Genomic DNA, 23,878 nt, shown 5'->3' on the forward strand with positions numbered 1-23,878 from the left:
GAACAAAGCCAATTAGTTAACCCGGTTTAACGCCCTGAAAGTGTCAGCAACTGGCCTGGTTGTAGAGCGCCGGGGCGGTCAATCGCATTCCAGCGGATAAGATCTTGTTGATTGACATTATACCGGGCAGCAATCGCGGAGAGACTATCGCCTCTTTCAACGCGATGCGTATCGGCAGCGCTATTTTGCGCTACTGCCTGAGTGCCACCCTGGGAAAGTTGCGCAAGCATCTGTGTATCCACTTCTTCAGGAACCAGCAGCGTCTGGGCACTACGAGGGTCAATACTGCCATTCAGCAGGCCAGGGTTTAATTCGGCTAATGCGGTTTGGCTGACATCCAGCAGTTGGGAGGCTTCGGAGAGGGTCACCGCATGGGCCAATTTAACTTTCGCGAACGCCGGATCAACATGTATTTCCGGCAAGCTGACGCCGTACTCTTCAGGGGCATTAATGATCGTCGCGATGGCTTTTAGTTTGGGTACGTACTGCATGGTTTCATGGGGCAGTGAGAGATCCCAGTAGTCACCCTTCAGGCCTTGACTTTGAGCTTGCCGCAAAGCGCGATTAACCGTTCCCGCTCCAGCGTTATAAGCGGCTAATGACAGCATCAGGTCGCCTTCGTACCACTGATCAGCCTGCATTTCCAGGTAGTCCAGCGCTGCCTCGGTGGAGGTTAAAACGTCTAATCGGCCATCGTAGTTACCATTGCGAACCAGGCCCAGTGCATCTCCGGTGCCAGGCATAAACTGCCAAAGCCCAGCGGCACCGCGATGACTTCGCGCACCTGGATCAAAGGAACTCTCTACGAAAGGAATGAGTGCGACTTCACCCGGTAGACCACGTTCGCTAACCTGTTGGGTAATCCAGGCAAGCCAGGGCGTGGCGCGTTCGGTGATGGTGGCAATATTGTCGGGGCTGGACAGATAGTACTCAATCCACTCGTCTACCCGTGCTTGGGCCTCGGCTGATAGTGACTTCTCCTGCCACTGAAAACTCTTACGCAGCGTCGTCCAGGCGTCTTGGGGTTCTAGCTCCAGCGCCTCCCAAAAATGGATTTGAAACGGGGTGGGGTGAGGTTTTGTGGCGTCTACTGATGTACTTGTTGCAGCAGTAGATCCTTCATAAGCTGTAGCAGAGGCTTGAGAGCTTGCCGCAGCGGCTAACATTAGGCCCATAATTACGGTACTGCCAGCGCTCAGCATTAAGCGCTGGCGAATCGTTCGATAGGTCATAGTTGCATTCGTTTGGTTTCGATAGCGTTCTTAAAAACGGTTCTTCCACTCGCGTAGAGTGGTGAACGTTGCGAGGTCGTCATTATTAACACCCTGGGTACCTGCCGCTTGGCGCACGCTATCAGTGCCCACGCGAAGGTAGGGATTAATTTTCAGCTCGCGTCCTATCGTGCTGGGTAAGGTGGGGCGATCCAATGCCCGCGCCTTCTCACACTCCTGCAAGGCGTGTTTGACGTCTTCGTTTTCAGGATCCGCAGCACGGGCAAACGTTAGGTTCGCCTGAGTGTACTCATGAGCTGCAAAGACCAGCGTATCTTCAGGGAGTTCCGCAAATTTTTTCAGTGACGTGTACATTTGCTCAGGCGTACCTTCGAATAAACGACCGCAGCCTGCGCAAAAAAGGGTGTCACCGCAGAACAGCAGTGCAGGGATACCCGCTGTGAAGTAGCTGATATGATCCAGCGTGTGGCCGGGGGTCGCTATGACGTCAAACAAACGGCCCATAATGCGCACTTCGTCGCCATCACCCACGTGTTCATCAATGCCTTCAATTTCAGGATTGGCTGGGCCAATCACATGCGGGGCGTAGCGTTTAATTAATTCCGCTAAACCACCGGTATGATCATGATGATGGTGGGTAATCAGGATGCAACTGAGGGTTAGCGACTCACGCTCAAGAAACTCGATCACCGGGGCAGCTTCACCGGGATCCACCACACAAACACTTTGACTGGTATCTTGTCTTAATAGCCAAATATAGTTGTCGCTAAGGGCGGGGATCGGTGTCACGCTCATCATCGGCGAGATCCTTTAAGTTACGAAAAAACACATCAAACATTGCGCTTATTAGCGCTAAATCGGTGCGTAAAAGGCGTTAAAAAGCCGTTACTGTGGAGGGAAGCGCTGTTCATGTCAAATTCGACGACGGCCACGACACTGGCTAAGCGCTTACAAAGTAGCCAGCCTTATTGGCAATCAGAAGCGGGGCGTTCGCTTTGGGAAACCCAGCGAGCCTGCTTAGGACCCGTGGTGGAATCACGTGTGGGCGGCCATAGCCTGGAAATGAGCATGGGACCGGCGCTGATGACCATGTCGGCTGTTGCGCACCCTATACGCTGGTCGCCTACGCTTCAGTTAGCCGAAAACGATAGCACCTTGGTATGCCCACCGGATCAGCTCGCGCTGCCCGATCGCTGCCTGGATGTAATGGTCATTCACCACTGGCTTGAGTACTTAACTGATGCCCACTTCACTCTGCAAGAGGCCGCACGGGTGACCGCGGACAACGGCATATTGGTGCTGTTTGGCTTTAACCCAATAGGTGTGAGCGGTCTTGCCAGGCAGTTGCGCAAGCATCAGCAGACGTTTCCCTGGAGCGGAAGCTGGCGCTCCGCAAGTCGTCTGCGCGATTGGTTGGCGTTTGTCGACTTTGAGGTGGAGCGGGTAGACTATTGCTGCTTTCGAGGGCGAATGAGCGCCAAGTGCGGAGAGTATTGGGAGTCGTTAGGGCGTAGGCATAATCTGCCGCTGGGCGAAAGTTATATGATTCAAGCGCGCCGACAGCAGCGCCAAGCGCCGGTGCAGCGCTTGAAATTTGGCTTGAAGGCGCCAGCGTCTCCGGCGTCGCTGGGGGTTACCCGCTCTGGCTCATCCGCCCACTATCAATCCCGTCAAGCACCTGCAACGCATCAGGATCAAGCACGGCAAACTGATTTACAGAAATCTGTTTTACAGAAACCTGTTCTACACAAACCTGTTCTACACAAACCAAGGGATCAAGAGATTGACTAAAGAGGCGGCCGGACATCTACCTCGGGTAACGGTGTATACCGATGGGGCTTGTAGAGGCAATCCAGGCCCCGGCGGGTGGGGCGTCGTGCTGGCAAGTGGCGAGCATGAGAAAACCTTGAAAGGCTATGAGGCCGAGACCACTAATAATCGCATGGAGTTAATGGCTGCGATTATGGCGCTACGCACGCTCAATACCCCTTGCGAAGTGGCGCTCTGGACGGACTCTCAGTATGTTCGCCAGGGCATCACCCAGTGGATTCATAACTGGATCAAGCGCGGCTGGAAAACCGCTGCCAAGCAGCCGGTCAAAAATGCTGAACTGTGGAAGACCCTCCACGAAGAGACCCAGCGCCACCAGGTCGAGTGGCACTGGGTGAAAGGGCACAGCGGCCACCCTGGCAACGAGCGCGCCGATGCGCTGGCCAACGAAGCGATTGATGAGCACCAAAAAAGGAGAGCATGATGCGTCAGGTGATCTTGGATACTGAAACCACGGGTATCGACCCCAAAGATGGCCATCGCTTAGTCGAAATTGGTGCTATTGAAATGGTTAATCGCCGCTTCACTGGTCGCACTTATCACCAATACATCAACCCCGAGCGGCATATCGACGCTGAAGTCGTCGAAGTTCACGGGATTGATGACGCCAGAGTTGCTAACGAGCCGGTATTCGCGGCCATTGCCGATGAGTTTTGGGCATTTATCGAAGGTGCCGAGCTCGTGATTCATAACGCCCCTTTCGATGTGGGCTTTATTGATCATGAGCTGAGCATGTTGAACCAGCAGCGGAAATCCCCTGTATTGGGGCCGGTTAGAGATCATTGCGGCGTATTGGATACGCTGACCATGGCGCGCAAGATGCACCCCGGCCAACGCAACAGCCTGGATGCCTTATGCAAGCGCTATGATATCGACAATGGCCACCGGGTATTGCACGGCGCACTGTTAGACTCTGAGATCCTGGCCGAGGTCTACCTGGCGATGACCGGTGGGCAAACCGCGCTAACCTTGGACGCGGCCACCGCCGCAGAGCAGGAGCAGGCGGATACCTCCAATGAGGGGATGTCGATTCAGCGTCTCTCTTTAACGCCCGGCCAGCTGCGCGTGGTGCGCCCAACCGACGCAGAACGCGCTGCCCATAAGGCCAAGTGCGAAGCGTATCAATTGAACTGGTTTGAAGGTGCGGCCAGCGATGCTTAGGCGAGAAATACCCCATCACGAACAAGCCGGTAGGGTTATCCGACTGTCGCGTAGCCTGTTGGCGCCCGCACCCTTAAACGGTAGTGAAGAGCTCACCCCGCTGCAGCCTTATCAACCGTGGACAGAGCAGATGCAGCCGCTCTGTTACTGGAATGATGAGCCAGTGGCGTTGCTTGTTGAGCCTCAGGCCGGTAGTGGTTGGATTGATGGTCGCCAATGGATGAGTGAACTTTCCACCGCCTGGTTTAGCCTACTCTCCACGGCGCTGCAGGTGGGGGCTTGGTTAGAGAATCACCGATTCTGCGGCCGCTGTGGTGCACCGGCCACCAAGCTGACTGCGGAATTCGCTATGCACTGCCACGCCTGTGGGCACCGCAACTATCCGCGTATTTCACCGTGCATTATCACGCTGGTGACCAGCGGGGAGGCGATGCTGTTGGCCCGTAGTCCGCGCTTTCCACCCGGGCGCTACTCCACCTTGGCGGGTTTTATCGAGCCGGGTGAGTCAGCGGAAGAGGCGGTGCACCGGGAGGTGTTTGAGGAAGTGGGCGTGCATATCGATCAACTGCGTTATCACCAGAGTCAGGCGTGGCCATTTCCGCACTCGCTGATGTTTGGTTACTTCGCCGAAGCCACTACCCGGCGCATTCGCATCGATGGGGTGGAGATTAGCGATGCGGCGTGGTTTTCGCCTCGTCAGCTGCCCTCTCTGCCGCCGCCTTACTCGATATCCCGGGAGCTGATCGAAACCCATTTGGCACGCTGGCGCGAAGAGTAAGCGGCGCCGCGTGCCGATATGATGATTACTCGCTAGGGAATAAGCTAGTCAGCTTAGTGGCCAGCATGACATTACCGGTCGCTTTTAGCTTACCGGTCATAAAGGCCGTCATGCCATTGATCTCACCGCTCATAATGCCTTTTAGCGTGTCAGTGGTAAGGCTCAAGCTGACAGAAGGATCGTCATGCTCACCCTCTTGTACGTCCAGCGTGCCATCCTGGATATTTAAGTAGTAGCTGCCTGCATCGGTAAAGTGAAACTGGAAAACTTCATCCATGCCCTTTGCTGCTGCAGGATTAAAACGCGCTTTTAGCTTCTCAAGGGTGTTGTTTGACATAACATATCTCTCGGTTAAGTAGATCAGGCTAAGGCTAGCGACCATAGCCAAAAGAAACAATCGTAAAGGCAAGCGAGGTTATTTCATACGGGCGTTCCAATCAAGCGCGCTAGTCACTATCAACAAACGCATATACAACGCACGAGCTATAAAAGAATTAATCCTCTAATGGAGAACGTCAATGAGTGAATGGGTAGCAGAGATAGGCACCTTTGTTGTGCAAACCACCATCGTGATGGCGCTAATAGGCTTTGGCCTGCTGCTGATTGCACGAACCAAGCAGGACAAAGAGAGCGAGCTGAAACTCACGATCGAGCCACTTAACGATCAACGCCGCCGTCGTGTTCGGCGTTTGCGGCTGGCTGCCACGCTTCCTGGTGCACGCAAAAAACTGCTGAAACTATTTCGTAGTGAAGATAAAAAACGTCACAAAGAGCACAAAACGGAGCAGGATGCCGCCTCAGCGGCGCGGGTTTGGGTGCTCGACTTTCACGGCGATCTGAAAGCCTCGCAAACCGAGCATTTTGCTCAAGAGGTGTCTGCCATCATCGGTGTCGCTGCTAAGGAAGACGAGGTAGTGGTGCGGCTTGAGTCCGCGGGTGGACTGGTGCATGCCTATGGCTTGGCGGCGGCACAGTTAGACCGGCTGCGCACGGCGGGGCTAAACACAACCGTGTGTATCGACAAGGTGGCGGCAAGCGGTGGTTACCTGATGGCCTGTACCGCGCAGCACATTAAGGCCGCGCCCTTTGCAGTGATTGGCTCTATCGGCGTGGTGGCGCAAGTGCCCAATATTCATCGTTTGTTAAAGCGCCACGATGTTGACGTAGAACTGCTGACCGCCGGTAAATACAAACGTACCTTAACCGTGCTGGGTGAAAATACCGAAGAGGGCAAAGCAAAGTTCTTGGAGGACTTGGAGAATACGCACCGCTTGTTTAAACGCTATGTGGCAGAGCGGCGCCCCTCCATGGATATCGATACCCTGGCCACAGGGGAGATTTGGTACGGTAGCGAAGCACTGCCCCTTCAGCTGGTCGACAGTGTGGGTACCAGCGAAGCCTATTTGGTTGAGCGCATGGCCGAAGCGCAAGTATTAACTGTCAAGCTGGAAGCACCTAAAACCGTCAGTCGTAAGCTGGGATTGGCCATATCGGAAGGCGTCGAGAAAGCCGCGCTGAAAGCACTGGGGCTAATCGACGCCGCTGGGTGGCAGCGGCGCTGAGCCTAAACCTCACATCGTTATGCAGCGTAATGATGCGCCAAGGTCGCAATGACGGCCTTGGCGCTTTCACTGCTCAACGAGTAGTAAATCGTTTGTGACTCCCGCCGGGTATCGACGAGTTCATCACGCCGCAAAATAGCCAGATGTTGAGAAAGCGCCGACTGGCTTAACGCAAGCTGTTGATTAATTTGCGTCACTGACAGCTCTTTCTCGGCAAGCAGGCAGAGGATTTGCAGCCGTTTTTCATTGGCCAACGCTTTTAGCAGGTTGGTTCCCGCCTCAATAGCGCGACAGTTATGTTCAAGCAGGCGTGTAGCGGCGCTTGTAGAAGCAGACATAATGATCTCCTTGCCTACACTGTTGCATCAGCGTTTTATAAGCATTGTTTTAAAGGCGTCGTTTTACGTTGTCGAGGCATCGTCGCGTCGCGAGGATCAAGTTGTTTAATGATCAGTAATTTAGCGAGTTTTGTCCAAGCCGCTGTTTAACGATTAATCAATGGTAGTTTTTCGCCACCTTGTCGACAATGTTTTGTTCTGTCTACCGCTTTGGTCGCTATTTAGCCCATAGTATGAGGGCGGAATGTCGGTTTCCTTTATACAGTGTCAACAATCCTGCTTAATCGTTACTACAAAAAAGATAGGGACACCATGAGCCGCTACCAACACACCTTCCAACGCTCCATCGAACACCCTGAATCGTTCTGGGCCGAGCAGGCCAAACGTATTCCCTGGTACACGCCGCCTCAAACCATCCTCAGCTACGACGGGCAGAGCCCTGGGACAGCGCATGCCCGTTGGTTTAGCGACGGTGAAATGAACCTTAGCTACGCTGCGCTGGATTACCATGTCGAAAATGGTCGAGGCGACCAGGCGGCGATTTTCTGGGACTCGCCTGCGGCACAGGCCAAGCAAACCATTAGCTACCGCGAAATGCGCGATAAGGTGGCGCATTTCGCGGGGGCGCTGATGCAGCTAGGCGTTACTAAGGGTGATCGTGTGGTGATCTATATGCCGATGATCCCCGAAGCGCTGGTGGCCATGTACGCCTGCGCCCGGCTTGGCGCCATACACTCGGTGGTATTTGGTGGCTTCGCCCCTCATGAACTGGCGGCACGTATTGAAGACGCCGAGCCTAAAGTGGTTGTTGCCGCTTCCTGCGGTATCGAGCTGGGTAAGGTGTTGCCCTATAAGCCAATGGTAGACCAAGCCATTGAATTAAGCGCCTATAAACCGGATGCCTGTGTCGTTTATCAGCGTGAAGCGCACCGGGCTGAATTGGAGGAGGGCGATTACGACTGGGAAGAGTTGGTTGCAAAGGCGTCATTTGCTGAGTGCGTGCCGGTAAAGGGAACCGACCCGCTGTATATCCTCTATACCTCAGGCACCACAGGAAAACCCAAAGGCGTTATGCGCGATACGGGTGGTTACGCGGTGGCGCTGGCCTATTCGATGCAAGCGATCTATGCCATGGAGCCAGGTGAAGTGTTCTTTACCGCCTCGGACGTGGGCTGGGTCGTTGGGCACTCCTACATTGTTTACGCCCCCTTGCTAGTGGGTTGCACCACGGTGGTATACGAAGGGAAGCCGGTAAAAACCCCTGATGCGGGCAGCTTCTGGCGCTTGATCGAGGAGTATCGGGTGAAGAGCTTCTTCACCGCGCCCACGGCGTTTCGCGCGATTAAGAAAGAGGATCCCGATGCCAAACTGCTACAAAACTACGATATTAGTAGCCTAAAACATCTTTACGTGGCCGGTGAACGCCTCGATCCACCCACGTTTCACTGGCTGGATGACCTTTTGGACGTGCCGGTCATTGACCACTGGTGGCAAACTGAAACCGGCTGGCCGATCGCTGCCAACTTGCCCGGCATTGAGGCCGTTCCCACCAAGGCGGGATCCGCAACGTTCCCCGTTCCTGGCTTCAATGTGCAGGTGCTCAACCGTGACGGCGAGCAGGCAAAACCCATGGAGCAGGGCAGTGTGGTGATTAAACAGCCCATGCCACCTGGTTGCCTAACCGGCGTATGGCGCGATGAAAAGCGCTTTCATAGTGCCTATATGGCGGCATTCCCCGGTTACTACTTAACCGGCGATGGCGGTTATTTTGATGAGCAGGGCTATCTGTTCATTATGGGCCGCACAGATGACGTCATTAACGTGGCAGGGCACAGACTCTCGACCGGTGAAATGGAAGAGGTGGTGGGTGCCCACCCAGCAGTGGCCGAGTGCGCGGTGATTGGGATTCATGACGACCTTAAAGGACAACTGCCGATTGGTCTGGTGATCCCCAAAGATGGCTTTAATGGTGATGAAGCCACCCTTGAGGCCGAGCTCATTGCCCGGGTTCGCGAACACATAGGCCCGATTGCCTGCTTCAAGCAGGTATTAGTGGTCGAGCGCTTACCCAAAACCCGCTCGGGTAAAATTCTGCGCAAACTGCTGCGTACGATTGCCGACGGCAAAGAGTTTGGTATTCCCTCCACCATTGATGACCCCACCAGCCTGGCCGATGTTCACGCCGCCATGCGCGAACGCTCGGTAGGCGCTGCGGACAAAGCCACACCACTGGATTGATGCGTCTAAATTAGCCAAGTGCGAGGGCAGGTTGAAGCGAGGGTCTTTCGCCATGGCCGGAAAGTGTTCCCGACAATTCCGGCATTTCCGCCATCCATGGCGGTCAGATGGCGAAAGTAGCGCCCAAGGATGGGTTCACAGCGCCCTCGCGGAAACCTGCCCTCGCCACGAGTGGATACAGATTGGGCTTTCATTGCTTGGCTTTTAATATCATTCAGAAGCCGTATAATGCGCTCCCCAGACTGGCGTACTGTTTTGTTATAAGCTGACCGACTGCGCTTACTACCCCGAGGGTTCCCTAACCCCTCTTCTCTATTAAAAAAAGGTCTACCCGCATGTTTGCATTGAGTGAGACTCAGCACCGCCGTTGCCTACTGGTGATGGTGGCTTTCCATATCGGCATTATTGCCGCCAGTAACTATCTCGTTCAGCTGCCGTTTACGCTGTTTGGCTTTCATACCACCTGGGGCGCGTTTAGCTTCCCGTTTATCTTTCTAGCCACCGATCTCACGGTGCGTCTGTTTGGTAAAGGGCCGGCGCGGTCGATTATTCTGCGCGTTATGCTCCCCGCGCTGCTGGTCTCCTATGTGGTATCCGTGGTATTTCCCCGCGGCAGCTTTGCCGGCATTGAGGCACTTTCGGAGTGGAATCTGTTTGTCGCCCGTATCGCCCTGGCCAGCTTCCTGGCCTATGTCATTGGCCAGTTGCTGGACGTTCAAGTGTTTGACCGCTTGCGCCAGTGGGCATGGTGGGTAGCGCCTGTTTGCTCAACGGTGCTGGGCAATCTGGCCGACACCTTTGCATTCTTCTCGGCGGCGTTCTATAACAGCCCAGACCCGTTTATGGCCGCCAACTGGGTGGAAATTGCCGCCGTCGACTATGCAATCAAGCTCGCTATCAGCCTACTGTTTTTCCTTCCGCTGTATGGCTTGCTGCTTGCCTGGCTAACGCGCCGCTTGGTGGTTTGGACAGGCCAGGTGGATGCCGAGCCCCGCACGGCGTAATCGCGTAAATAAACAGAGTTCGCAAGGCTGAGGAGCTAGCATGACTGACGTTGCCATCGTTGATCTCCACTTTATCGATATGCCCGCCGAAGAAGCCGCGGCGGATGCCACCCCGCTGGTAGTGATTCATGGGTTGCTGGGCAGTGCCGATAATTGGCGTTCGCACTTGAAAGTGTGGCAGCGCAGCCGCCGGGTGATTGCGCTGGATCTGCGCAACCATGGCCGCTCGCCCCACGCAGAGGGAATGCGTTACGCCACCATGGCAGATGACGTGATTGCGCTATTGGACAAGCTCTCGATTAAACGTGCTCACGTGCTAGGCCACTCCATGGGCGGCAAAGTCGCGATCAGTCTGGCGCGCTTGGCGCCTGAGCGGGTGGCGTCGCTGATTGTGGCGGATATTGCCCCGGTGGCTTATGACCACGGTCATGACGATGTCTTCGCCGCGCTAGAGAATGTGCGAGAAGGGCGGCCCAAAAACCGCCGTGAAGCGGACGATCTGTTGGCCGAGCACGTGGACTTCCGGCCCACGCGTCTGTTTTTGGCCACGAACCTCGTTCGTAACGATGATAACGTGATGGCGCTACGAGTAGGCTTAGATCAGATCAAGCGTGGCTATAGCGACATTATCGGCGTGCCGGATGGTGAGCAGCCTTACGATGGTGCGACGCTGTTGCTGCGCGGCGACGATTCCCATTACGTGGCTGACGATATGATCCCCACACTGCGTGAAGTGTTGCCCCGCGCCCGTGTGGTAACGCTTAAAAATGCCGGCCACTGGCTACACGCTGACCAGCCAGAAGCCTTTCAACAGGCGGTCTTGGCGTTCTTAGACGCCCAGTAGCTGCGCTTGCAGTAGGTGAGGAGCAAGCCGTGCGGTGTTTCAGAGTGGCGTAATCGTCAAGCCGTGCTGCGCCGGGTAGCGCAAGAAGCGGTTCAAAATTCGGTAGCTATCCACATCGAAACTTGCCGGCGTTGCCGCCAGGGTTTGCGCTTTCTTAAGGCTTGACGCACTGCCTAGGTAACACCATTGGCGGACAACGTGCCAGGCGGGGGATGCACTGCCCGTTGGCTGTTCTTCAATTGCGATACTGCCTGGCCAGGGCCAGACATTGACCTGAAGCTGTTTGAGCGCTGCCTTTGCCCGCTGGGTATGTGCTGCTATTGACTCCTGACCATTGCACGCTCCAAGGCACTTGCCCACCTGGTTGGCAAAACAGCGCCCCTTACCTTTTTCAAGCCCCAGCACCCGAGGGCAGAGTTGTTGCTCCTCGGCAATCGCGCGCAGCGCGTTCTTGGCCTCCCGGGCATTGCGAAACAACCCATACAGCGTGCCACCTAGTGGCATGCTCAGCGGCTGGCTGAGGGCGCTCCCACTCAGCATTTCAGGGTGGTCGGTTTCCTCAGCCCAGTGCCAGGTCGTTAACTTACGCTGCTTGCGTAGTTGGCGGTTCATAATCGGCATTAACGTTTTCACCAACTGCGCTTCACGCAGCTGGGCGCCTAAATCACCAGCGGTCTCTTCCCACTCGATATGCTGCACCTGCTGAGCAAGACGCATCTCTTTATCGTCCTGGTGGTCGCGCTGAAAATGCCCGAGCACCCGGCTACGTAGATTGATGCTTTTGCCCACATAGAGTGGCAGCCGGTTATGGCCGTAAAACAGATAAACGCCGGGGCAGGCGGGTAACCCTTCCAGCTGTGCGCTATCCAGGTGGGCGGGCAGCGTGCGGTGGCGGCGTTCATCCCCCAGCAGGCGCTGCCACGCTTCATCGCTGTGCTCTACCTGCCACGCTTGCCAGAGTGACCACAGCGCTTCCACGTCGTCTCCAGCACGGTGTTGGCGGATGGCGGTGATGGCGTAGCGACTCAGCAGTGCTTTCAGGTTGTGCTGGCGCTCTTGAGGCGCTATCCGGCGGGATAAGCGTAGCGTGCATAGCAATGACGCGCGGTAATCCTGCCCGGCGCGCTTAAATTCGTTGCGCAGAAAGCCATAGTCAAAGCGCGCATTGTGGGCCACTAGCTGCCCGTCACCTAGCCACTCCCGAAGTGATTCGGCTATCTGCGCAAAGCGGGGCGCATTAACCAGCATGTCGTCACGAATCCCCGTCAGTTGGGTGATCTGCGCGGGCACCTTGCACCCTGGATTTATTAAGCTCGTCCAGCGATCCACTAGCTCGCCGTTGACGACTTTAAGGGCGGCTATTTCAGTAATCCTATCCCGTGTCGTCCGGGTGCCGGTGGTCTCAACGTCTACAAAAATTAAAGCTGTTTCGCTCATGGGCCGCCATGGTAGTGGATGGAAAGCGATCAATACGTGGTTATAACGTGTGGGGGTCTACCGCTAAGCGCGTGACGGGGAGTGTCGCGTCTGTAAGGCCCATTTGGTTTAAGAAGGTTTCAAAACCAGCGTAACGGCGGCTATCTAACGCAGCGGGGCTCAGCGCTATGCGACGTAGGATATCCTCCCAGGCATTGGCGTTAATGTCGTTGTCGAGTACAGGGTGCGCGCTAATCAATTGCTCCCAGGCGGCGTCAGGGTTGTCGATAATCCAGTGGCTCGCCTGCTCAAGGGCAAGCACGAATCGAGACCAGGTATCGGCGCGGCGAACAAGCGTATCACTATTGGCCAGCACTACCAGACCATCGCTACGGGGAATGTCCAATTCATTGAAGCGAATGACGTGAGTGTTGATACCTTCAGTCGCCAACTGCTGGGGGAGGTAGTGGTAAAAACCATCGGCGACGGCGTCAATCTGGCCTTCGCGCATTGCACGAATGGGATCAAAATGCAGATTGGCGGGTGGGGTAAAATCATCGGTTTGTCGCACGGAGCTGGGTATTAAACGCGGAATGCTCAGGTCGCGACCTTCACCGGTGGTATAACCGTAATGTAACCCAGCCAGGGTACTCTCTGTTTCCGCCTGCGCTTGACCTGCCACGATGACCGCTGATAACGATGTTTCAATTAGTGTCGCGATGCGTGTAATGGGCGCGCCGTTATGGACATACAAGTGAAGCAGTGGCTGGCGGGTTAACGCCAAATCGACTTCGCCTGCGGTTAATAGCTTGATGGCAATAGAGGGGTCGGCTGGAGATTGAATGTCTACCTCAAGCCCTTGAGCTGCGTACAACCCCCGCTCCTTGGCGATCACCAAAGCGGCATGTTGTGGGCTCAAGTACCAATCCAGCATGAGCGTGATGTGCTTAACCGGCGGCGGCTCTAGAGGTGGCGCCGGGGTCTGCGCCATGGTGGGCACTTCTTCGGCACTTTCGCTGTCAATGGGTCGCCAAAATGCTTCTGGCACTTCGACGTCACTGTCCAGCGTCAGCGGAGTGCTTTCTGGAGAGCTTTCTCCATCTTGCAGGGATTCTTCTTCTAGAGAGCTTTCTTCTTTAGCGCTTTCTTCGCTCTCTTCATTTGCGTAAATAACTGAATTAGAAAACAGTACGGTAATGATGATACTCAACAGAATAGGGTGCCAACAGCGTGAGAGGCAACGCAACATAGTCAGTAACTCCAGAGGTTGTAGCGGCGAAGTGTAGCCGCCCGGGAAAGCTTCTGACCAGCCCCTTGAGCACAAGAGGGCACTGAGAAGAGACAGTAAATTCAACGGTTACATGCAATAATAGCGCTGTATTGATGTAGAGACGGAGAGTCATGGACGCAATTTATATGTTCTTTTTGGTAGGCGGTTCCCTTATGGCCCTCAGTATTCTGGCCAGCCGCTTATCGTCGATGATGGGTGTTCCGCTGCTGCTGATCTTCCTTGGGTTAGGCATGCTGGCAGGCGAGGAGGGCGTGCTGGGCGTCGTGTTTGACGACTACTCCATGGCCTTTGCCATTGGCCACCTCGCGCTGGCCATGATTTTGTTGGATGGTGGTTTACGTACCCGCCTCAAGACCTTCCGGGTAGGGTTTAAGCCCGCGCTCTCCCTAGCGACCTTTGGTGTTTTTATCACCAGTGCCATTGTTGGCATTATCGCCATGTGGATTTTTGACCTAACGATAGTGCAAGGCCTGCTGGTCGGCGCCATCGTAGGTTCTACCGATGCCGCTGCGGTTTTCTCCATGCTCAGCGGCCGCGGGGTTAATCTCAATGAGCGGGTAGGTGCAACGCTGGAAATCGAGTCGGGTACCAACGACCCGATGGCGATTTTCCTGACCTTGATGCTGGTTGAGCTGCTTGTCGGTGATATTGGCGGCCCTGTTGAAACTCTACTGTTTTTCCTTTCTCAGTTTGGTATTGGTTTGATTATTGGCCTTGGCGGGGGCTGGTTGAGTGCCAAGCTCCTGCGCTGGCTCGATTTAGCCCCGGGCCTTTACGCCATGTTAGCGCTGGCGCTAGGGTTCAGCGTGTTCGGCTTAACCAGCGTGCTGGGCGGTAGCGGCTTCTTAGCGATTTACCTGGCCGGGCTGATGATTGGTAATCAGCCAGGACGTCACCTTAATTTTATTTTGCCCGTCCACGATGGCTTGGCGTGGTTAAGCCAAATCGGCCTGTTCCTGGTGCTTGGCCTGCTGGTTACGCCTAGTGAGCTGTGGGACGTGGCACTGCCCGCGGGTTTAGTGGCACTGGCGCTTATTTTTATTGCCCGCCCGCTGGCCGTGCTGATCACTATCAAGCCGTTCTTCAAGTTCCGCTGGCGGGAAACCTTCTTTATCGCCTGGGTAGGCTTGAGAGGGGCGGTGCCTATCGTACTGGCTATTTTCCCGGTTATTGGCGGGGTCGAAAACGCCTCGCTCTACTTTAACGTTGCCTTCGCTGTGGTCTTGATGTCGCTGCTGATCCAGGGCGGCTCGCTGACACTGATGGCCAAGTGGCTGAAGGTGGAGGTGCCGGTGGGTACCGTACCTAATCGACGCGGCCCGCTGGGCATATTGCCGGAAAATGACTTTGAGCTATTTGTGTACGGGGTCGAGAACCAGGATTTAGAGGACGTGCCCATCCGGCTGCTGCGTTTTCCGTCAGGGGCGCTGATCTCGGCGCTATTCCGCGACCATACCATGCTGCACCCCAAGGGCAGCACACGCTTAAAGCTGGGCGATGTGATTTGTGTAATCGGCCGCTCAGAAGACTTGTACGCCCTTAACAGACTCTTCAATGGCGATGCCAAGCTCAAACAGGAACGCGCCTTCTTCGGTACCTTTACCCTGGATGGCAGCGCGCAAATGCAGGACATCGCCCAAGCCTATGGTCTAACGCTCAGCCCCGGCGAGCAGAACATGACGCTGGCGGAGTTTATCGCCCTGCGCGTGGGTGGACACCCGGTGGTCGGGGACGACGTAGACTGGCACGGCATCCATTGGGTAGTCAGCGATATGGAAGGCGGAAAGATTACCCGCGTCGGGTTACGTTTGTACTAAAAGGCGTTGACTTCCAAGGAAAAGCTGTTAGTATACGCACCCATAAGCCGGAGGGATGGCAGAGCGGTTGAATGCACCGGTCTTGAAAACCGGCATAGGTTAATAGCCTATCCAGGGTTCGAATCCCTGTCCCTCCGCCACCTTATCTCGAAAAGCCCCTGATTCTTCAGGGGCTTTTTTAGTTTTTAGGCCTTGCGATTGCTGCCTAATAGCCCTTCCATAGAATGCACCGGTCTTTCACTGTGTTCAGAATGTGTCTGGGAATTCTGAATTACCTCTGCCTGGGCGTGGTACATACCTCGATTTCCTAATCTCATTAAGAGAGATCAGTCAGTGCTTCAGGGTGTTTTTCAGCGACTCGCAGCAGTGTCCGTGCAGTGCCGGTGGGCACGCGACGGCCTTGCTCCCAGCCGCGAAGGGTGCCAGGGCTTACGTCCAGTAGCTTGGCAAACTCACCTTGAGAGAGCCCCATGCGATGGCGAATTTCTGCGGCCTTGGGTACTTCTACCTGCGTCTCACGAGCAGCTTTGCCTTGCTTCATTTGGCGTATGGAAGCCAGCAGCGTATTGCCAAGCTCTTCACCGGTCATAAAGTCATCACTCTGCATCTTCAATCTCCTCTTTAATCTGCTTGAGAATGTGAGAGGGGATATTCCCACGTACTGATTTAGCGTATATCACCAATAGCCAAATCTTCCCATCCGGTAAGCAGTTGTAATGAATGACACGTACACCGCCACTTTTCCCTTTACCCTGTAGCTTCCAACGCACCTTTCGGCACCCACCCGATCCTGGAATAACATCACCAGCTTCAGGGTTTTTGGCTAGCCACTCGAAGAAGGCTGTTCTTTCAGCTTCACTCCAAAGTGAGTCAGCGCTGGCTTTAAAGATATCTGTTTCGGCGATCGTGTACATGAACTTATTGTGCGTCACTGACGTATAAATGGCAAATGTAAGTTTTCAGATGGGTACTAGCGAGGTGAAGCTCGTCGCTCGGCAAATGCTGGCTGTGCCTCAAGAGCAACGTAAAAGCGGGATTCAACCAGTGGGCAAAAGTGTTTACGAAAATCATGCAGAAAAAGGTGAAAAGCGTTTGGGATCAAGTCGTTGACGAAAGAAAACGAAACGCCAAAGGCAACAAAACGCAACAGTTGCGCAACAACGCAACGGTAGGGGGAAGTGATGCGATATATCTCAGCTCGACAGATGATCTTTGACGCGTATCACGAGCAGCGTGGCAGTGTGATGGCTTATGCGCAGGAGATTGCTCGAATGGGTGCGCAGGTGCAGACTACTCAGCGCAATAACAATGATTGGCGCATTGTTAATGGGCTGGAAGCGGGCGCAGTGATCAGCGCTGTTGAGCGCCAACCTCAGCACCTTCAGGCGTTGGCTCGGTACTGCTTTGGGCCGTTTACCAAGAATGAGCTGGCAGGGGATAGAGAAATTGTCGAGATTGCGCTGTACCAGCAAATGATTCATGACGGTGTGAAACTACCAGGGCAGGGCAAGGGCAAGCCAACTGCCCAGCAGCTTGAGACCCTGCGATACCTCTGCATGGCTGCGCTTTATCACCATAGCGAGACGACATGGCCTTACTTAAGAAAAGGGCTTAAAAATCCAAGAGACTTGAAAGAGTGGATGTATGATAGTTTTGGGATCGAGCTTGATATAAGGCGTTGGAGCTCAATCTCCCATGGAGCTCAGTGGTCTAAATCATGGAAACAGGCTCTAGACTGCTTGGATTCGTGGGAAGCTGAGGGCTTAATTCCGGTCGCGAGCCTGATAAAATCTAAAGCAGCGTAGGGGGTAGTATGGGAAGTTTTTGGGGGGCTGTAGTAGGGGCTATATGTGCAGTTGTTGTAACCACTATGTATCACCAGTGGCGCCATAATGTTGAGGTGTCTAGAGAACTATTCAAGAATTGCCAGAAAACAAAAAAAGATTTCGCACTTATTGCTAATGGTTATTTAGACGTCATTGAGCAGCGCAATAGCTATCAGCAATCTCTAGATTTTTTAATAAAAAATAATGTCTTGCAGAGCGATGCACAGCATGACCTTCGAGCCATCTTGGAGGTCGAGCCCTTATTTTCTGACCAAAAAAACACCCATGAGGAGTTGATTGTTAAAATTCAAGAGCTTACTAAGTTTGGGACAGGGGTTGCTTTAAACCATCCGCTTTATTTGGATCAAAATGCCAAGGACGAATTGTTAGTTTTAAAGGGTGAATTAACTAACCTCATAGATGAGGTGCGTAACAGGGCCATAAAAGAAGCAAAGGTTACATTTTTAGGGTACTGCATTCGAATGGTTTCAAGCTGGTTCGTCAAAGCTAAGGAAATGGCGTTAGCCATATGGATGTGGTTGACAAATCTGCCTGAGAGGTTAAGATAATATCACTATCTAATTCTACGCCCTGGCTTTGAGCTGGGGCGTTTTGCTATGAGGCCCTGCGAGTGCCACGTGACAATATTGCTGACTTTAACCTATGTGCGGGCTTAATTTTTTCTCAAACACTCGCAGCTTTCCCTAATGAGATTTTTTTAGATAAGAAAGCTATCTGCGAGGTTTTGCTAAATAAAGAGCTGCAAGAGCATAAGCAGGACGCTTATGGACAGTTATATCTTGACGATTCTGAGCATGAAGAAGCTTTAAAATTTGTAAATGGAACGGGGCGCTGGCTTGTTGATGAAGGCTACTTGCGTTCGCGCTCTCAATTCCACGAGCCCGGCGCAGTGACTCTTACTCAAAATGGTTTTTACATTCTGGGCACTGAGGCGCTAACTAGTCGAGGTGAGCGCTTAGGCCGCAAGCTTTCAGAAAACGTGGAGGCAGGAATGTGGGATGCTGTACGTGAAGTAACCTCTGATGTTCTCCTTGCTGGTATTAAGCTAGGCTGGCAAGAGCTTATTAAAGCGCCAGGATCAACAAGCTAATAGCAGGACTATTTTGCTAAAACATACCTAAAGCCCTGCCAACCGGCGGGGCTTTTCACTTTCTACTGTCGTGAGACAGCAGGTGTCCCTATGCCCCGTATTACTCCCCAAGCCGCTGGCGGCGAGAACGTCTGCGCGTTTCTAGATGTGTTGACGTTCGCTGAGATCGGCAAGCCGATGCTACTAGACCCACGCACCGATGACGGTTACCGCGTCATTGTGGGCTCTATCCCTAGCAAGCTTATTCTGCTGGATGATTACGCCGACCACCCGCGCCAAAGCGTGAAGGTGCGTAAAGGCCTGCACTCAACAGCAGCAGGCCGGTACCAGCAGGTAAGCCGCTTTTGGCCCCACTACCGCGACCAGCTTGGCTTGCCCGATTTCGGGCCAATCAGCCAAGACCGTTGTGCTATTCAGCAAATTCGAGAGCAGCGTGCCTTGCCACTCATTCAAGTAGGCGAGATTGCAGAGGCTATTCATCGGTGCCGGAATATCTGGGCATCGCTGCCAGGTGCAGGCTACGGCCAACATGAGCATTCATTAGAGCGCCTGCTGCTGGAGTTTAAGCGCGCCCAAGGTGAGCTGTGTGCTAACGACCAGACCTGGTACGAGCGAGCCAAGTTACGGAGGGCGGCGTAATGCCCCAGGAGCGCGACGTGAAACCCTCAGTTTTCGAGCGGCATATGCAGGCAGGAATCCAAGTGCTGCTGGTGGCACTGATCATTTGGGCGGGTACCGAGCTTGTGAAGCTTGGGCAGCAGTCGGTCGTTCTTGAGGAGCGACTGACAACCCAAGGCTTGATGCTCAATGAGCTACGCCAAGAGCTAAGGGAATGGGGTGATACCTACTACCGAACCACGGATGCCAGGCGTGAGCTGGATGAGAGAGAAGGGCGTATCGATAACTTGAACAGCCGTGTATCGGCGCTGGAGACTAGGCAATGAGCATCGCAGCTAAAGCGTTATCGGTGATTACCGGCCCGCTGTTCAGCGTGATCGACAAGGCCGTTACTGACAAAGACGAAGCCGCCCGACTGAAGCACGAGATCCAAACTCAGTTGATCGATGCCGAGAACAGCGCACTCAAAAGCCAAATGCAGGTGATATTGGCAGAAGCGGCTGGAGAGAGTTGGCTGCAACGCAACTGGCGCCCGATTCTCATGCTCACGATTGTGGCTATCGTCGCGAATAACTACCTGATCGCGCCATATCTGTCTGCGATGTTTGGCGTGGGGCTAACGCTGCCATTGCCCGAAGCGCTGTGGAATCTCATGACGCTAGGTGTTGGTGGCTATATCGCTGGCCAAACCGCTGAGCGTGGTATTTCAACCTGGCAAAGTGGGCAGGTGGCCCGTGAACAGGCTAAAGCGCAGCAGGGCATTTACCAACAGATTCCAAAGCAATAACCGATTCTCGCCGAGAGGCGACAAGGCAACGCTGTGAAGCGCCGCCTAAGGCCATGTCGTGAGGCATTGCCATCAAGCGCCCGGCACGTCGTGAGACGTCCCGGGCATCTACTATTTATCTAACATTTTCCGTAAATATCTAATTGACCTATTCTTTTTTCCGGCTCTTCCTAGCTCAAAGAAGGAATGAACTGTCATGATAAGGAGAATCATTAGAAGAGCTGTATAAGCATAAATTTCATTGCTGGTATTAAGAGTTATCGATTCTGGCTTAAAAAACATCAGAAACCAGAGAGATACAATTGAGACAAGGTAGTAAGTAAAGATCAAGGTGGATTTAATGATATCAAGTGTTTTGTTGCTTGATATTCTGATAATGCTTTTAGATTTTGGGTGATAAATAAACAAATGGCCAGCGTGTTTCAAGCTTTCTATTGCTTGTTCTGAATCTGGTCGATTTAGACACACAATAGTCATCATGAAACAGACTTTTCTGTGGTTGCAAAAATCGTAAAGGGCATTCCGCATTAAACCGACATCAACATGATTGCTGGGGTATTGATTATCCCATTGGCTAGCCAGGTCAAGAAGTCTGTTCTTTTTTTCACAGTGGTGCTGTTTTTCAAAGGTAAAGTGACTGTGAAAAAGCTTTATCAAAGTGATAATTACAGCTAAGGCAGCGATTGCCATTGCGAATACGTCATTAATAGGAATTGATTCCATATCCAATTTTTCCCTCAGTAAAATTTGATAGATCGTTAATTAAAAATGAAAAGGGCGCTGCCAGCAATGGTGGTGTTTTTTTATGGCCAAACGACACGACTGGGAGCTGATCGAGCGGGAATATCACACCGGTCGTTTCTCTCTCGCTCAGCTAGAAGCGCGCCACGGCGTGAACCGCTCGAATATTTCTCGCCGTGCCAAGGAGTATGGTTGGCAGAAGGATCTTACCGAGCGTGTACGTGAACGCACCCAGGAGAAGATTACCCGCGCCACGTTGTCGCCTGAAGCGCAAGCCGCTTACAACCAGGACGATGAGCAGGTAGTTGAGCAAGCGGCCAGTGAGGATGCTGCAGTGGTTAAGGGGCACCGAAACCTTGGATCGATGGCGGGGTATTGCTGAGCGTTATGTCGAGCGGCTGGAGAGTCAGTTGGCAGAAGGCAAGATCAAGGTTGAGCTATCCTCGCCATCATTTCACCGTGTGCTTATGGAACCTATTCCTCTGTTCGCAGTTAAACAGGGTTGGGTACGGCAAAAGGAGATCTGCCATGCAGCATTTCGATAAGTGCGAACAGTGCGGTAAGGAATACAACCCCGTCGTTAATAAAGACCTAGAGGAAATCCCCAAATGCGATGCTTGTGGTGCTGAGTTAAACGTGCGTGACTCTCGCTCTACGTTTGATGTAGACGTAGAGAAAGATGATGAGCATCTCGTTGAAAAGGGCCTGCGAAAGGTGACTGATGGAATTACCGGTAAAAAGACGTAGTTAGTAGTCCAATGATCAACGTCTAGTAAACAAACTCTTAATTGTGCTTCTTTCATGATGCCCCCTTGATCTGATAGCAATAGGGGGCATTCTGGCTGGCTCGCTCACTGGAAATGCTCAACGAATAGATCGTCATAGATGATTATATTTATGAATGAACGTTTTCGATGCCAAAATGGCCGGTGGCTGTCCGCCTATCTCCCATTATTCATGTGGTTGAATAAGTGATTGATACTCCCCCTTGGGAAGTGCCTGCAGGTTCATATACGAAACGTGAACGGCCATTTCCGTCATTTTGAACGTTGCCAGCTCATCAATCAGAGAAAGGGAAAGGTCGTAGTTGGAGAGGCTAGAGGCAATGCCAGGTGTCCAGTGGTGAGCTTTGATGGCGCGGACTATTAGCACGTCCCGATCAGAGTCGAGGGGGAGTGCAGCACCTCGGTAGGCATCACGCCAGTGGTCGCAATAACAAGCAATGACAAACTCCCGAAAGGTGTTAATCAGCATTTTGTGCAGTGCTACGATATTTTCGACGCCAGACTCCGGCAGATTGCTATATTCCCGCTGCATCTGCTCTAGCTGATCCCAACGCTTGTGGTAGGCGGCCTTATCCAACGCTGTCCCCTTATACTTAGTTTAGAAACCAGCAATATAGCGGTGTTAGATGGCTTCGTTCAATTCCTCTTTGGCCTGAGTGCTCGGTGTGCCAATACCGTAAAACCACTGCCGACTTCCGCAGCCTGGGGGGCGTTGAACAGCTAGCGACGCGCAAGCAGTCTATATTTAAGCATTAGTATTGATAGCAGACCGTTTGCTCCATGCGCCTGACCTAACTCCTAAAACTAACACCATGAATTCGGCTAGGTTTCCAGCTAGTCTAGACAGAGATTGATGCCCAATCCGTTACCACGAGGGGAGAACGCTATGCGGCAACGTGACGAATTCGTTGAAGAAATGAAAGCCAGGCTCGACGAGTGGAATGCTGATATCGATAAGCTGACTGCCAAGGCGCGTCAGGCGAGCGACGAGGCGAGGGTGAAGTACCAAGAGGACATCGAGCGGCTCAAGAAGCGACAGGCGGAAACCCAGCAACGGCTCGAAGAGCTCCAGCATGCCAGTGGAGCGGCCTGGGAGAGTGTCCGTCAAGGGATGGAAGACTCTTGGGAGCTAATGCGCAAAGCCTTCCGGGACGCCTCTGATCGTTTCAAATAGCTATTATCGTTTCAAATAGCTATCAACTGCCACAGTCAGCTGGGGTCGCGACCCTCCTGAGGTTGCGACTTGTTACCTTCTTGAAGACGCTCAATGGAGGCATTGCCCTGCTTCGCCAGGGCCGCCATGCGGTTGATTTGCTCGTCCAGGCGGGGCAGGGCGTCTTGCCGGTAGCTGGATAGATCGTCAATGGCACTCATCACCTCGCTGAAAGCCTCCTCGAGTACTTGCATGTCGAGCATTGCGGAGGAGGCCCGTTTCTGGATATCCACGCCTTGTTGACGTAGCGCTTTGGCGGTGCCGCCAATCATCTGTGCTGTGGTGGTGTTAAGGGCTTCGATGCGATCCAGCACTAAGCGCTGATTCGCCATCGCCATCGCCACAGTGACCGCGACGGTGAGCGCCGAGACGGTGACGTTAATCGCCCTGTCCACACCGCGCATCAACTCTCGGTTGTTGCGGATGATGACCTCCAGCGCCAGTACGCCTTGCTGACTTATAGCCAGTTGCTGCTGTAGGTCGACAATGCGCTGACGAAGGGGAAAGAGCAACTCCTCCTCTAGGAAGTGACGCCGCGGATCATCACTATCGCGAGCGGCGATTTCATCTTGCAGACGGCGATCGATTATGCGGCCCAGGGTAATCTGGCGGTTCAGCTCGCCTAGAATTTTAGTTAACGCCTGCTGGTCATCGTTCAAGGTGAGGTTGTCACGGTGTAGCATGTCGCGGCCGCTTTCCAGATCTTCGATGATCGCGTCCAGCGCTTGTTGGGTATTCTCGAACTTGCGAAAGTAGCGCTGGAGACGACTGTCGAGGCCGGGAATGACCGCCAGAACGCGATCCAGCGTGGTCGGAGACAAGCGGTGGCGCGCGGGATCGAGCCCTTCCATGCGCCCACGCAAATCGGTCAGTGCCTTGGCAACTGGCCCGCCTTCGTCACCCTGGTGGGCCAGCTTGCGCAGCGGCGTCTGTAGCATGGCACTGCGATGGGCTGCCTGCTGTTGCAGCTCAAGCCCCATCTCGTCTACGGCACGGCGCTGGCGAACCGTAGACTCCTCATCTCCTTCGGCAAGGATATCCTCGACAAAGCGGTCGGCCATGGCTTCAAGTTCAGGGTCTATCTCAAGGTCTATGTCATGCGCGTCAGGGGCGGTCGTATCGGCCTGGCTTGCTGCGAAGTGACTGGCTTTCAACTGGTCAGCGATCTCGTCCACCGGCGGCAGGGAGAGGCGACGTCCGTCATCAGGTTGCTGAGCCATAGAGTTCTCCCAAGCTATTAAAATGAGCGGTTTAAAAAGCGCTATCAAAGTAAACGATTAACGAAA

Annotated in this window: 29 protein-coding genes and 1 tRNA gene; 19 read left to right on the plus strand and 11 right to left on the minus strand. The window is 53.7% G+C overall.

All coding sequences use genetic code 11. The features are described from left to right. Positions 1-26: 26 nt before the first annotated feature. Positions 27-1,232 (minus strand): transglycosylase SLT domain-containing protein, encoded by a 1,206-nt coding sequence (locus tag JI62_RS17375; protein ID WP_088701386.1) that lies wholly within the window; start codon positions 1,230-1,232, stop codon positions 27-29. A 30-nt stretch (positions 1,233-1,262) separates the two neighbouring features. Then, entirely contained in the window at positions 1,263-2,030 is a 768-nt protein-coding gene (gene gloB, locus JI62_RS17380) for a hydroxyacylglutathione hydrolase (protein ID WP_088701387.1), read from the minus strand. Between the two features lie 111 nt (positions 2,031-2,141). Here gloB and JI62_RS17385 point away from each other — a divergent pair, with 111 nt between their 5' ends. From JI62_RS17385 to nudC, 4 genes are read left to right on the plus strand one after another with little or no spacing between them, the layout of a single operon-like run. Next, the gene (locus tag JI62_RS17385) at positions 2,142-3,023 is read left to right on the plus strand and encodes a class I SAM-dependent methyltransferase (RefSeq protein ID WP_088701388.1); all 882 of its coding nucleotides are present in this window, start codon (positions 2,142-2,144) and stop codon (positions 3,021-3,023) included. Next, positions 3,016-3,486 carry a ribonuclease HI gene (gene rnhA / locus JI62_RS17390; protein ID WP_088701389.1) on the plus strand — a complete coding sequence of 157 codons (471 nt, stop codon included), beginning with the start codon at positions 3,016-3,018 and terminating at the stop codon, positions 3,484-3,486. Before JI62_RS17385 ends, rnhA begins: the two co-directional genes overlap by 8 nt. Continuing rightward, complete coding sequence (dnaQ, locus tag JI62_RS17395) at positions 3,486-4,223, plus strand: DNA polymerase III subunit epsilon (protein WP_088701390.1); 738 nt, start codon at positions 3,486-3,488, stop codon at positions 4,221-4,223. The genes rnhA and dnaQ overlap by 1 nt, the downstream gene beginning before the upstream one ends. Beyond that, on the plus strand, positions 4,216-5,001 hold the full coding sequence (gene nudC / locus JI62_RS17400) for an NAD(+) diphosphatase (protein ID WP_088701391.1): 786 nt from the start codon (positions 4,216-4,218) through the stop codon (positions 4,999-5,001). Before dnaQ ends, nudC begins: the two co-directional genes overlap by 8 nt. Before the next feature lie 25 nt (positions 5,002-5,026). On the opposite strand, the gene JI62_RS17405 is transcribed toward nudC, so the two are convergent. Beyond that, a complete protein-coding gene (locus JI62_RS17405; RefSeq protein WP_088701392.1) occupies positions 5,027-5,338 on the minus strand; it encodes an SCP2 sterol-binding domain-containing protein in 312 nt (103 codons plus the stop codon). 181 nt (positions 5,339-5,519) lie between these two features. On the opposite strand from JI62_RS17405, the gene sohB reads away from it, so the two are divergent. Next, a complete protein-coding gene (sohB, locus tag JI62_RS17410; protein WP_088701393.1) occupies positions 5,520-6,563 on the plus strand; it encodes a protease SohB in 1,044 nt (347 codons plus the stop codon). A gap of 17 nt (positions 6,564-6,580) precedes the next feature. On the opposite strand, the gene JI62_RS17415 is transcribed toward sohB, so the two are convergent. Next, positions 6,581-6,901: an ArsR/SmtB family transcription factor gene (locus tag JI62_RS17415; protein WP_008956925.1), complete on the minus strand. Its 321-nt coding sequence runs from the start codon at positions 6,899-6,901 to the stop codon at positions 6,581-6,583. A 264-nt stretch (positions 6,902-7,165) separates the two neighbouring features. Here JI62_RS17415 and JI62_RS17420 point away from each other — a divergent pair, with 264 nt between their 5' ends. The 3 genes from JI62_RS17420 (at position 7,166) to JI62_RS17430 (ending at position 10,987) form a co-directional block, all read left to right on the plus strand. Continuing rightward, positions 7,166-9,139: a propionyl-CoA synthetase gene (locus tag JI62_RS17420; protein ID WP_276206576.1), complete on the plus strand. Its 1,974-nt coding sequence runs from the start codon at positions 7,166-7,168 to the stop codon at positions 9,137-9,139. 335 nt (positions 9,140-9,474) lie between these two features. Beyond that, positions 9,475-10,143 (plus strand): 7-cyano-7-deazaguanine/7-aminomethyl-7-deazaguanine transporter, encoded by a 669-nt coding sequence (locus tag JI62_RS17425; protein ID WP_088701395.1) that lies wholly within the window; start codon positions 9,475-9,477, stop codon positions 10,141-10,143. 40 nt (positions 10,144-10,183) lie between these two features. After that, complete coding sequence (locus JI62_RS17430) at positions 10,184-10,987, plus strand: alpha/beta fold hydrolase (protein WP_088701396.1); 804 nt, start codon at positions 10,184-10,186, stop codon at positions 10,985-10,987. 39 nt (positions 10,988-11,026) lie between these two features. Here the strand turns inward: JI62_RS17430 and JI62_RS17435 are convergent, their stop codons facing one another. Both JI62_RS17435 and JI62_RS17440 read right to left on the minus strand, forming a co-directional pair. Next, positions 11,027-12,424 carry a 3'-5' exonuclease family protein gene (locus JI62_RS17435; protein ID WP_088701397.1) on the minus strand — a complete coding sequence of 466 codons (1,398 nt, stop codon included), beginning with the start codon at positions 12,422-12,424 and terminating at the stop codon, positions 11,027-11,029. A gap of 40 nt (positions 12,425-12,464) precedes the next feature. Next, positions 12,465-13,652 (minus strand): ABC transporter substrate-binding protein, encoded by a 1,188-nt coding sequence (locus JI62_RS17440; RefSeq protein ID WP_088701398.1) that lies wholly within the window; start codon positions 13,650-13,652, stop codon positions 12,465-12,467. A gap of 152 nt (positions 13,653-13,804) precedes the next feature. Between JI62_RS17440 and JI62_RS17445 the strand changes: the two genes are divergently transcribed. After that, the gene (locus tag JI62_RS17445) at positions 13,805-15,511 is read left to right on the plus strand and encodes a potassium/proton antiporter (protein ID WP_088701399.1); all 1,707 of its coding nucleotides are present in this window, start codon (positions 13,805-13,807) and stop codon (positions 15,509-15,511) included. Positions 15,512-15,560: 49 nt separating this feature from the next. Beyond that, positions 15,561-15,651: transfer RNA gene (locus JI62_RS17450), tRNA-Ser, on the plus strand. Positions 15,652-15,827: 176 nt separating this feature from the next. Here JI62_RS17450 and JI62_RS17455 read toward each other — a convergent pair. Together JI62_RS17455 and JI62_RS17460 are read right to left on the minus strand one after the other, a co-directional pair. Then, positions 15,828-16,118, minus strand: a complete 291-nt coding sequence (locus JI62_RS17455; protein ID WP_088701400.1) for a helix-turn-helix domain-containing protein — start codon at positions 16,116-16,118, stop codon at positions 15,828-15,830. Then, positions 16,108-16,425, minus strand: coding sequence for a hypothetical protein (locus JI62_RS17460; protein WP_035579411.1), 318 nt, complete (start codon positions 16,423-16,425; stop codon positions 16,108-16,110). The genes JI62_RS17455 and JI62_RS17460 overlap by 11 nt, the downstream gene beginning before the upstream one ends. Before the next feature lie 267 nt (positions 16,426-16,692). On the opposite strand from JI62_RS17460, the gene JI62_RS17465 reads away from it, so the two are divergent. From JI62_RS17465 to JI62_RS17490, 6 genes are all read left to right on the plus strand, one after another. Further along, on the plus strand, positions 16,693-17,316 hold the full coding sequence (locus tag JI62_RS17465; protein ID WP_088701401.1) for a hypothetical protein: 624 nt from the start codon (positions 16,693-16,695) through the stop codon (positions 17,314-17,316). A gap of 8 nt (positions 17,317-17,324) precedes the next feature. Next, positions 17,325-17,906 carry a hypothetical protein gene (locus JI62_RS17470; RefSeq protein WP_088701402.1) on the plus strand — a complete coding sequence of 194 codons (582 nt, stop codon included), beginning with the start codon at positions 17,325-17,327 and terminating at the stop codon, positions 17,904-17,906. Between the two features lie 62 nt (positions 17,907-17,968). Continuing rightward, positions 17,969-18,448: a hypothetical protein gene (locus JI62_RS17475; RefSeq protein WP_088701403.1), complete on the plus strand. Its 480-nt coding sequence runs from the start codon at positions 17,969-17,971 to the stop codon at positions 18,446-18,448. Positions 18,449-18,538: 90 nt separating this feature from the next. After that, complete coding sequence (locus JI62_RS17480; RefSeq protein ID WP_088701404.1) at positions 18,539-19,087, plus strand: glycoside hydrolase family 24 protein; 549 nt, start codon at positions 18,539-18,541, stop codon at positions 19,085-19,087. A gap of 17 nt (positions 19,088-19,104) precedes the next feature. Further along, complete coding sequence (locus tag JI62_RS17485) at positions 19,105-19,392, plus strand: hypothetical protein (protein ID WP_141101340.1); 288 nt, start codon at positions 19,105-19,107, stop codon at positions 19,390-19,392. Further along, on the plus strand, positions 19,389-19,853 hold the full coding sequence (locus tag JI62_RS17490; RefSeq protein WP_088701406.1) for a 3TM-type holin: 465 nt from the start codon (positions 19,389-19,391) through the stop codon (positions 19,851-19,853). Before JI62_RS17485 ends, JI62_RS17490 begins: the two co-directional genes overlap by 4 nt. A 111-nt stretch (positions 19,854-19,964) precedes the next feature. On the opposite strand, the gene JI62_RS17495 is transcribed toward JI62_RS17490, so the two are convergent. Continuing rightward, complete coding sequence (locus JI62_RS17495) at positions 19,965-20,576, minus strand: hypothetical protein (protein ID WP_088701407.1); 612 nt, start codon at positions 20,574-20,576, stop codon at positions 19,965-19,967. Between the two features lie 82 nt (positions 20,577-20,658). Between JI62_RS17495 and JI62_RS17500 the strand changes: the two genes are divergently transcribed. Continuing rightward, positions 20,659-20,976 (plus strand): hypothetical protein, encoded by a 318-nt coding sequence (locus JI62_RS17500; protein WP_088701408.1) that lies wholly within the window; start codon positions 20,659-20,661, stop codon positions 20,974-20,976. A gap of 146 nt (positions 20,977-21,122) precedes the next feature. Next, positions 21,123-21,341, plus strand: a complete 219-nt coding sequence (locus tag JI62_RS17505; protein ID WP_088701409.1) for a hypothetical protein — start codon at positions 21,123-21,125, stop codon at positions 21,339-21,341. Between the two features lie 204 nt (positions 21,342-21,545). On the opposite strand, the gene JI62_RS17510 is transcribed toward JI62_RS17505, so the two are convergent. Continuing rightward, positions 21,546-21,956 carry a hypothetical protein gene (locus JI62_RS17510; RefSeq protein ID WP_088701410.1) on the minus strand — a complete coding sequence of 137 codons (411 nt, stop codon included), beginning with the start codon at positions 21,954-21,956 and terminating at the stop codon, positions 21,546-21,548. Between the two features lie 309 nt (positions 21,957-22,265). Between JI62_RS17510 and JI62_RS17515 the strand changes: the two genes are divergently transcribed. Then, complete coding sequence (locus JI62_RS17515) at positions 22,266-22,553, plus strand: hypothetical protein (RefSeq protein WP_088701411.1); 288 nt, start codon at positions 22,266-22,268, stop codon at positions 22,551-22,553. A 35-nt stretch (positions 22,554-22,588) separates the two neighbouring features. Here JI62_RS17515 and JI62_RS17520 read toward each other — a convergent pair whose 3' ends face one another. After that, entirely contained in the window at positions 22,589-23,812 is a 1,224-nt protein-coding gene (locus JI62_RS17520) for a toxic anion resistance protein (RefSeq protein WP_088701412.1), read from the minus strand. Positions 23,813-23,878 lie beyond the last annotated feature (66 nt).

Origin of the sequence: Halomonas campaniensis (assembly GCF_002211105.1) — a bacterium.
GTDB lineage: Bacteria > Pseudomonadota > Gammaproteobacteria > Pseudomonadales > Halomonadaceae > Vreelandella > Vreelandella campaniensis_A.